The 8478-nt window shown below is 76.4% G+C and carries 6 protein-coding genes and 1 pseudogene; 1 reads left to right on the forward strand and 6 read right to left on the reverse strand.

Going from position 1 to position 8478, the window contains the following annotated elements; all coding sequences use genetic code 11:
* Positions 1–163: 163 nt before the first annotated feature.
* From ACZ4VL_RS20745 to ACZ4VL_RS20770, 6 genes and pseudogenes are all read right to left on the reverse strand, one after another.
* Positions 164–445 (reverse strand): annotated as a pseudogene (locus tag ACZ4VL_RS20745) (hypothetical protein); the annotation flags it as partial.
* Positions 442–1218, reverse strand: a complete 777-nt coding sequence (locus ACZ4VL_RS20750; protein WP_468201840.1) for an Hsp70 family protein — start codon at positions 1216–1218, stop codon at positions 442–444. The pseudogene ACZ4VL_RS20745 and the gene ACZ4VL_RS20750, both read right to left, overlap by 4 nt.
* Positions 1215–2885, reverse strand: a complete 1671-nt coding sequence (locus ACZ4VL_RS20755) for a dynamin family protein (RefSeq protein ID WP_468201843.1) — start codon at positions 2883–2885, stop codon at positions 1215–1217. Before ACZ4VL_RS20755 ends, ACZ4VL_RS20750 begins: the two co-directional genes overlap by 4 nt.
* Positions 2882–4912 (reverse strand): dynamin family protein, encoded by a 2031-nt coding sequence (locus ACZ4VL_RS20760; protein WP_468201845.1) that lies wholly within the window; start codon positions 4910–4912, stop codon positions 2882–2884. The genes ACZ4VL_RS20755 and ACZ4VL_RS20760 overlap by 4 nt, the downstream gene beginning before the upstream one ends.
* Entirely contained in the window at positions 4909–6093 is a 1185-nt protein-coding gene (locus tag ACZ4VL_RS20765; RefSeq protein WP_468201847.1) for a hypothetical protein, read from the reverse strand. Before ACZ4VL_RS20765 ends, ACZ4VL_RS20760 begins: the two co-directional genes overlap by 4 nt.
* Before the next feature lie 6 nt (positions 6094–6099).
* The gene (locus tag ACZ4VL_RS20770) at positions 6100–7119 is read right to left on the reverse strand and encodes a hypothetical protein (RefSeq protein ID WP_468201849.1); all 1020 of its coding nucleotides are present in this window, start codon (positions 7117–7119) and stop codon (positions 6100–6102) included.
* Positions 7120–7412: 293 nt separating this feature from the next.
* On the opposite strand from ACZ4VL_RS20770, the gene ACZ4VL_RS20775 reads away from it, so the two are divergent.
* Positions 7413–7949, forward strand: a complete 537-nt coding sequence (locus ACZ4VL_RS20775; protein ID WP_468201851.1) for a hypothetical protein — start codon at positions 7413–7415, stop codon at positions 7947–7949.
* The last annotated feature ends 529 nt before the right edge of the window (positions 7950–8478 follow it).

Consider the following 8478-nt stretch of genomic DNA (forward strand, 5'->3'; position numbering starts at 1 on the left):
GGGCGGTGGCCGGCGGGTCCGGGAGGACGGTGCGGGTGGGGGCCGTCCGGGCCCATGCGGTGGCTCCGTCGACGACGGCGCAGCCGATGTCCATGGGCCGGTACGCGGTCAGGTGCGCCAGGCCGTGCGCGACGAGGGGCATCCGGCTGGTGCCGCCGACGAGGAGTACGCCGGCTAGCCGCTGCGTGTCGACGCCGGCTTCGCCGAGGAGCTTGTCGACCAGGGCGTGGGTGCGTTCCAGCAGCGCGGAGGCGTGGACGAGGTCCTCCAGCCGCTCCCGGGTGAGGCGGATGCCCGGGCGCAGGGGGCCGAGGTCGATGTGGGCGGTGGCGTCGGTGGACAGTTGGTGCTTGGCGTCGCGGGCGGCGATCCGCAGGGCCGCCTCGGCGTGGTGCAGCTCCTCGGGGCCCAGTCCGGAGGTGGCGGTGATCTCCTGCAGGATCAGGGCGTCGAGGTCGGCGCCCCCTCAGTCCTGGAGGGAGTCGGCGGCCAGGACGTGGTGGTGTCCGGCGCCGGTGCGGATGACGGCCGCGTCGAAGGTGCCGCCGCCGAAGTCGTAGACGAGCAGGTGGCTGTCGGCTGCCGGGCCGGGGCCGGACAGGGGGCGAAGGCGGCGGCGACCGGCTCGTGGAGGTACTCGACGTCGGCGAAGCCCGCGGCGCGGCAGGCTTCGTCGAGTTCGGTCCAGCGCAGGTCGGCCCGGTTGCCGATGGCGAAGTCCCCCGGGCAGGTGACCAGCAGGCGGTCGACGGGCGCGCCGCCGAGCCGCTCCGCCTCCGCGCGTACGGCGGCGAGGAGGGCGGCGCTGAGGTCACCTGCGGTGATGTGCCGGCCGTGCGCCCCGGGGCCGTCGCCGAGGGGGAACGGGTCGGCGACGGAGGGGTCTTCGCCCGGCTGCTGCTCGGGGAAGGCGATGTACTCGCGGGCGGCGGGGCCGCCGCCGAGGCGGCGTTTGAACTCGGCGCGGAACCGCTGCGGGTCGCCGAGGCGGCGGCCGTCGGCCAGCTCGCCGACGACGATCTCGTGGGGTTCGACGAAGGCGCAGCTCGGCCGGGAGCGGGCGCCTGCGACCGGGTCGGGGATGGGCTGCGCTCCGGGGCCCATGAGGAGGGTGGCCGTGGTGACGGTGGTGCCGAGGTCGACGACGAGGATGTGCTCGGCCGGGGCGTGCGGGGGCGTACGGGTGCTGCCGCCGGCCTGCTCGTACGACTGGGTCACCGGGGGTCCTCCAGATGGCTTCGTGCGGCGTCGATGTGGGCGAGGAGGTTCTGGCAGCGGGCGTGCAGGAGGCGGGCCGCGGCCCGGTCCCCGCCGGGGAAGCCGGCGGCGGTGCGGGGCAGCCAGGCCGCGGCGAGGTCCAGGGCGCGGCGCCGGGCGGTGTCGAGGGGGGTGTCGGGCGGCAGGCCGAGGCGGGAGTGGACGTCCCGGCCCCGGGCGCCGACCAGGGCGAGGACCTGTTCGCGGTCTTCGGGGCCGAGGCGGAGGGCGCCGGTGGCGAGCCGGTGCAGCACGTCCAGTTCGCCCAGGGCCGGTTCACGGGCGAGGAACCCGGTGAGGAGGCGGTCCACCGCGTCGGCGGCGTGCCGGTCCTCGGCGTCGAGGGTGGGGCGCAGGCCCCGGGCGGTGTCACTGACGGCTCCGGCGGCGCCCTGGATCTTGACGGCTTCGGAGCGGTGCCCGAAGTGGCCGGTGACGGTGCGGCGCAGGGCGTCGATGCCCGACAGGGCGGAGAGGGCGGTGCGGAGTTCGGCTGCGGTGGTGGCCCCCTCGCGTACGAGGCGTACGGCGCTGTGGAGTCCGTACCCGCTGAAGCGGCGGTACAGGGCCCGGCGCTCGGCGGCGGTCAGGGGCAGGGGGTCGTCGTCGGTGCCGCCGAAGACGACGGCGTTGCGCAGGGCGCGGTCCAGCCGGGGGGCGGGAACGGCGGCGAGGGCGGTGAGGGCGTCGAGGTCGGCCCCGTCGAGGAGGGCGGCGGTCTCGGCGAGGAGTCCGCACACCGGGGCCGTGTCGAAGACGAGCCGGCGGTTGGCGGCGAACGCGGTCGTACGGGCGAGGAGTTCACGGGCGGCGGCCATGGGGTCCGGGGCGTGCGGCCACAGCGTCTCGACCTTGGTGAGGACGCCGACGGCGGTGACCGGGGAGCGCAGGACGGCGTCGGGGCCGAGGAAGCGGGCGAGCAGCTCGGCGTCGCCGCCGGCCATGCCGCGCCCGCTCATGACGACCATCAGGGCGTCCGCGCGGGCGGTGGCGGCGGCGGTCTCCTCGTCGACGCTGTCCTTGCTGCGGCGCAGGAAGTCCAGGGTGCGCTGGGAGTCCTCGTGCCACACGGAGCCGAGGCCGGCGGTGTCGATGAGGTCGAAGGCGGCGAGGTGGGGGCTGTCGCAGACGACTTCCAGGTGGTCGATGGCGGCGAGGTACTCGCGGTGTTCGGCGGCGCGGACGGCGTACCGCTCCAGTTCGGCGAGGTCGGCGGGGACGCTGGTGCCGTCGCGGCGGTGCAGTGTCAGGGAGGGCGGGGTGCCGTGGCGGATGTGGTTGACGGTGTAGGACAGTTCGAGGCGGCCGGTCGGTGCGAGACGTCGGCCGATGAGGGCGTTGACGAGGGTGGACTTGCCCTGGCTGACCCGGCCGACGACGGCGAGCCGCATCCGGGCGGCCAGTCGGGCCTCGGCGGCGGCGAGCGCGTGGCGTACGGGTTCCAGGGCGGGCCGGCCCGCGATCGCCCGGGCGGCCTCGTGGAGGACGGCGGTGAAGCGGGCGCCGGGGGTGCCGGCGCCGTCTGCGGCAGTGGATCCGGGGTGGGTGGTGGGGCGGGGGGCGGTGGTGGGGCGGGGGGCGGTGGCGGCCCGGTGGGTGGGTCCGGGGGCCGGGGCGGGGCTGTTCACCGGGCTTTCTCCTCGTCGCCGCCGTCGCCGGGGCGGTCGGTGCCGCGGGCGGTGCGGGTCTCGCCGGCGAGGGCGGCGGTCTCGTCGAGCAGCTGGTCCGCGGCCTGCCGTGCCGCCCGCAACGGAGCCTGGGCGTCGAGGAGTTCGGCCAGCCGGGCGAGTGCCTCCTCGCGGGTGGCGCGGCGGGCCTCCGCCAGCCGTGGCAGGGTGGCCGCGAGGGTCTCCTGCTCGCGGGCGACGAGGCCTTCCATCTCGGCGGTGACCGCGGCCGAGAACTCCTCGATCCGGGCCGCGGTCCCGGCGGCGACGGCCTTCTCGGCCCGGGTGCGCTGGCGCGTGAGCTCGGCCCTCAGCTCGCGTCTGCGCTCGGCGAGCCGGCCGGCCGGGACGGGCCGGTACTCGACGGTGGTGTGGCCGGGGCCGCGTACGGTGGCGGTCTCGGCGACGTAGCGCACGCCCAGGCGCTCGGCGACGCGGTTGCCGAAGGAGCTGCCGAATCCGCGGGCGAAGCCGGCGACGGCGGTCCTGACGGGCCCGGCCCGGCCGCCCGAGGCGTTCTCCCCGCGGTGGCCGACGACCTCGGTGTGCACGGGCCCCTCGTGGTGGACCTTCCTCTTCTTGGGGCGCAGCCGCCGGTAGGAGGGGAGCTCCACCACGGGGCCGCGGGCGGGCGCTGCGAGCGCGGGGGCGGTGAGGGTGAGGCCGGTCTCGGCGGCGAGGTCCTGGACGGTGCCGGTGGCCTGGCGGGCGGCCCAGGTGCCGAGGGTGCCGACGGCGAGCAGGCACTCGTTGTCGAGGTGCTCCTCCAGCAGCTCCGGGTCGGTCAGGAACCTTTCCTGCCGGTCGAGTTCGGCGTCGGCGCGCTCCCAGATCCCGTCGAAGGCAGCGGACAGCCGTCGTGCCAGCTCGGCCCGCAGTTCCTCCAGGCGGGCGGCGGCCCGGTCGCGCCAGTCGGCGCCCTCCGCGGCGAGCCGGTCCAGGCGCTGCTGCCGCGCGGCGGCTTCGGCGGCCAGTCGTTCCAGTTCCCGGCCGGTGGTGTCGCGCAGGGCCTCTTCCTGCGCCGTGAGCGGGGCGAGCAGGGCCTGCGCCGCGGTCCGCGCCTCGTGGAGCGGGGTACCGAGCAGGACCCGTACCCGGCGGGCGGCCAGGGTCCGCCACAGCGCGTCCTCGAACGCGGGCATGCCGCTGGCCCGCAGGAACGCCCGGTCGCCGGTGCGCAGGTGGTCGATCCTGGCGTGGGCCGAGAGCGGGTGGACGGGGGTGGCGGCCGGGGTCCGGCCCGTGTACCGGGCGACCCTGCGGCGCATCTCGTGCGCGAAGTCCTCGTGCTCGGGGTCCTGGTCGGTCTTGTTGACGACGACGAGGAGCGCGTCCTCGCTGTCGGCGGCCCGCAGGGCGGTTCCGGCGGAGGCGAGGAAGGCCAGTTCGGGATCGGTGAGGGGGTCGAGGACGTCGCAGACGAAGACGAGGGCGTCGGCGTCCTGCACGGCGGCGTGGGTGATCTTCGCGTGGGCGGGGTAGCGGCCGCCGACGCCGGGTGTGTCCACGAGGACGAGGCCGGAGCGCAGGCGCGGGTGGGGCAGCCGGATGTGGACGGTGACCGGTGCGTCCGGGGCGGAGGCGACGGGGCCGGCGGGACCGTGGACGGTCTCCCCCACGTAGTCGTCGATCTCGGTGCGGGTGATGCGGCGTTCGGTGACGGTGCCGTCGGCGGCGGTGAGGCGGACCAGGTACTCCTCGTGCTCGCCCCATTCCACGGTGGTGACCAGCCGCGTCTTGGGGTAGAGGGCGGTGGGCAGGAGGTCGTCGGTGCGTTCGAGGAGCGCGTTGAGCAGGGTGGACTTGCCCCGGTTGAACTCCCCGCACACGACGGCGGTGAGCCGGCCCTCGGCGAGGCGGTCCAGGGCCTCGGCGAGCCGGCCGGCCGTGTGCGGCGCGTCGTCGGCCTCGGCGCGGGCCAGCAGGTCCTGGCAGAGGCGGGTCACGTCCTCGCGGAGTGCTTCGAAGGTGTCGCTGGTGTCGGTCACGGTCGGCGGGTGCTCCTCGGGCGCGGTCCGGGTCCGGGTCCTGCGTCGCCCGGACCTGGTGCTGGTGCGGGTCCTGGTGCGGGTGCGGGCCCGGGGGCCGGGTGCCCGGCCGGGGTGTGCGGGGCGGCCGCGATCGGCAGTTCGGGCAGGGGCAGGCCGAGTTCGGCGACGGCGGCGGCCCGGTGCGCGGCGAAGGCCTCGGCCGCGGCAGGTGCGAGCGCCTCCCGCCAGCGCGGTTCCAGGGCGGCGCGGGCGTCCTCGTGTCCGCGCCGGTGCAGGTCGGCTCCGGGGGCGGCGGCTCCGGGCCCGGGGGCGAGGGACGGCCGGGGGAAGACCTCGACGGTAGCGTCGCCGCCGTGGGCCGTGATGCGGTCGGCGAGCGGACCGGGGCCGAGGTGGACGACGAGCACGCGTACCGCGGCCCCGGCGGGCGGCGCGGTACGGGGCGTCGGGGACGGGGACGGGTACGGGGGATGGGTAGGGGGCAGGGCCGCGCCGCCCCGCACGGCGGCGGCCATCCGGTCCGCGGGCAGGGAGTTGACGTGCCGCCAGTGGGAGTGGTGGCGCAGCGAGGCGGGGGCACGGGCCGGGTCGGCGGACCACCGCAGCCGCAGGGGCGCGTATCCGCGGTCTCCGGGGTCGGCGCGGGCGGGGCCGTGGTCCGGGCCGTGGGGGGCGAGGATCCGGTGGTGGGTGCGCAGCACCCGGTTCGGCAGCGGCCGGAACGCGGAGGTGTACAGCGGTCGCCCGGCCCGGAGCCGTGCGGGGTCCACGTGCTGGTGCACCGTGTCGTCGGCGCTGCCGTCCGGGTCCGTGGGCCCGCCGTCCGGCCAGAGCGCGTGGAGCCGGTCGGCGGCGTCGAGGAGTGCGGGTGCGGCCGCCACGAGGGCGCCCGCTCCGGTTCCGGCGACGGCGGCCACGGGCACGCCCTGCTCGGCGAGGTACGCCAGCACGCCCGCCAGGTAGGCCCCGTGGCGGGCGGCCCCTGCGAACAGCAGGACCACCGCGGTCCGGCGCGGGTCGCCGACGCCGGCCCGGTGCAGTACGTCGGCGGGGGCCGCCAGGCCGAGCGGCGGCGGGACGGGCAGCGGGGCGCCGCGGGTCCACACGGCTCCGGCGGCGAGGGCGGCGGCCCGGGCTCCGGTCCGCCGGGCCCGGCGGGCCACTTCGAGCGGGTCCATTCCGGTTCACCCCTCTCCGGGGAACGGGTGCGCGTCCCGGCGGGCGTGCAGGGCGTGGTCGGCCTGTTCGTCCACGGTGTGCCGGACGTAGGCGGGGCCGTCGAGCCGGGCGGGGATCCAGGTCCGGGGCGCGTGCGGTGCGGGGTCGTCGGGTGCGAGGCGGGCGCGCAGCGCGGCGGTGAGGGGGCCGCGCGGCCCGTCGAGTCCGGGCGGCAGGCCGGCGCCGAGGATCTCCGCGACCAGCAGGCGCGGTTCCCCGTCGCCGAGGTCGTCGGCGAGGGCGTCGAGTACGGCTGCGACGGGAGGGCGTTCGCTCCACAGGGCGGGGCCGGCTGCGTCCGTCAGCGCCTGCGCCAGGCGGTCGCGGTAGCGCCGCTCGTCCCCGCCGAGGGATTCGTACAGCCCGCAGGGGCCGCAGAACACCTCCTCGGCGAGCAGCGGCACCTGGCAGGTCCAGGGCAGTCCGGCGTAGGTGGCGCCGCTCCGCCAGGCGTGCAGGACGGTGAGGAGGTGGGTGTCGGCGGCGTCGGCGGCCTCCAGGACCCCCACCCGGCGTTCGAGGGTGCCGAGCGCGCCGTGGAGGGCTCCCCGCTCCTGCTCGGCGCGGGTCTCCAGGGAGGCGACGAACTCGGCGAGGCCGGCGAGGCCTTCGGCGAGGTCGGCGGTGAGGCGGGCGGTTTCGATGCCGCGCCGCTCGACGGCGCCGAGGATCGTGTCGGTGCGGCGGAGGTGGCCCGCGATCCGCGCAACGTCGGCGTCGACGCCGACCGCGTGCGTCGACAATCGTTCGAGGTGCCGGACCAGGTGCGCCTGATGGGCCAACACATCGCGTTGGAGGGAGTCCTGTTCGCGCCCGACGCGGCCGTGGGCGGCGGCGACCAGCCGGGCGAAGCCGGTGCGGCGCGCGGTGGCCCGGTTCTGTCTCCCTGCGCCGGCGATGCGGCGCATGAGCTGTTGCAGTGTCTCCAGGTCGGCGCGGCCGCGGGCGGCCGGCATCCGGCGGAGGAGCGCGTCGAGTTCCGTCATCCGAAGCCCCACCCGGTGTCGGATCGGCCGGGGCACCCCCACGCGATCCGGCCATCGGAATCAGCGTAGCCCCGGGGCGGGGGCGGTGGTGGGCTTTGCGCACAACCCGTGCGGGAGCAGGGTCCTGGAGGCAGCCGCAGTGCGGGTACGTGCGGGTGGAGGGTCGTCCTCGGGTCCGGTTCGGGCCACGGGAGTGGCTCGGGGGCGTGACGTGAGCCGAGGAGAACGTGCTCCGTGCACCTGGTTCCCGATCACGCCGTCGAAGGAGCACGGTGGAGGCAGGAGGTGCGAACATGCCGTGGTCCACACCGGTTTCCCTGTTGGCCGGCCGTCTGTTCGGCGAGGTCGGGGCGGCGGTCGGCGACACGATCGCCGATGTCTTCGAGATGAGCGACGAGGGCCGGGCCGCCGCCCAGCGGCTCTGCGGCGGGGTCGCGGGCGCCCTGGCGGGCGCGGCCGTGGGCGCGGCGCTGATGGACCCGTCCGGCGCGTACGGCGGGGCCACCGGATCCCTGGGGGTCGACTACGGGGGCTTCGACGCGGGACCCGACGCCGGCTGGGGCGACGGGGGCGGGGACCCGTACGCGTATGCGCACGACCCGTACGCGCACGAGGCGTACGCCGAGGGCCCTCACGCCCAGGACCCTTACGCGCACGACCCGTACCCGTACCCGTACCACCCCCACCCGTCGGACGGCGGACTGCACTTCGGGGAGGCCTACTCCGGCCCGGTGGTCGCCCACTGCCCGGAGCACCACTGCGACATCGTCCGCAGCTCCGACCAGTACGCCTACTGCGCCTGGGGCCACGAGCGTTATCCCCGTCTGTAGCGGCCCGTGAACTCTATGAACGAAACGATGACCGGACCGCCCCCGCCGGGCATCGTCTGGGGAGACATCACCACCAGAAGGCCGCGCGGCGCGGAGATCCGGCCGCGCCCGGTCGGGTGGTCCGGGCTCTCCCCCACGGTGCCCGGATCCGGGCCGGGCGCGAGACCGGAATTCGGCTGCGGCATGCCCTCACGGCGCCAATTCCTATCGTGTTCACGACAATCCCCGGGCGCGTTTATCGGCATTTCGTCGACGAGCAGAGTGCGCGCAGCGGAGGAAAGGCGAACGGGAGCGCCGGAAACGGAAATCACTCGACGCGCCGACTATCCGGGCGCCTCGTCCGTACCGATGGAAGAGTACGGCCGGAAGACACGGGTTCACGACGCCTTGACGGCTTCGAAACAGCGATTTAACGAAACGCCGACGCGGGCGGCACCCCCCGTGCCGGCCGCGCCTCCCCTGAAGTCTGCCCGCCCCCCCCCCCACAGAACAGGGCGGGCCTCTTCCGCAGGATCGTTATCCGCTCTTT

The organism is Streptomyces sp. NPDC029014 (assembly GCF_055564695.1).

Bases quoted from the DNA above. Each gene is read 5' to 3' on its own strand.
- ACZ4VL_RS20770 (WP_468201849.1), bottom strand. From the start codon at position 7,119: ATGACGGAACTCGACGCGCTCCTCCGCCGGATGCCGGCCGCCCGCGGC.
- ACZ4VL_RS20765 (WP_468201847.1), bottom strand. From the start codon at position 6,093: ATGGACCCGCTCGAAGTGGCCCGCCGGGCCCGGCGGACCGGAGCCCGG.
- ACZ4VL_RS20775 (WP_468201851.1), top strand. From the start codon at position 7,413: ATGCCGTGGTCCACACCGGTTTCCCTGTTGGCCGGCCGTCTGTTCGGC.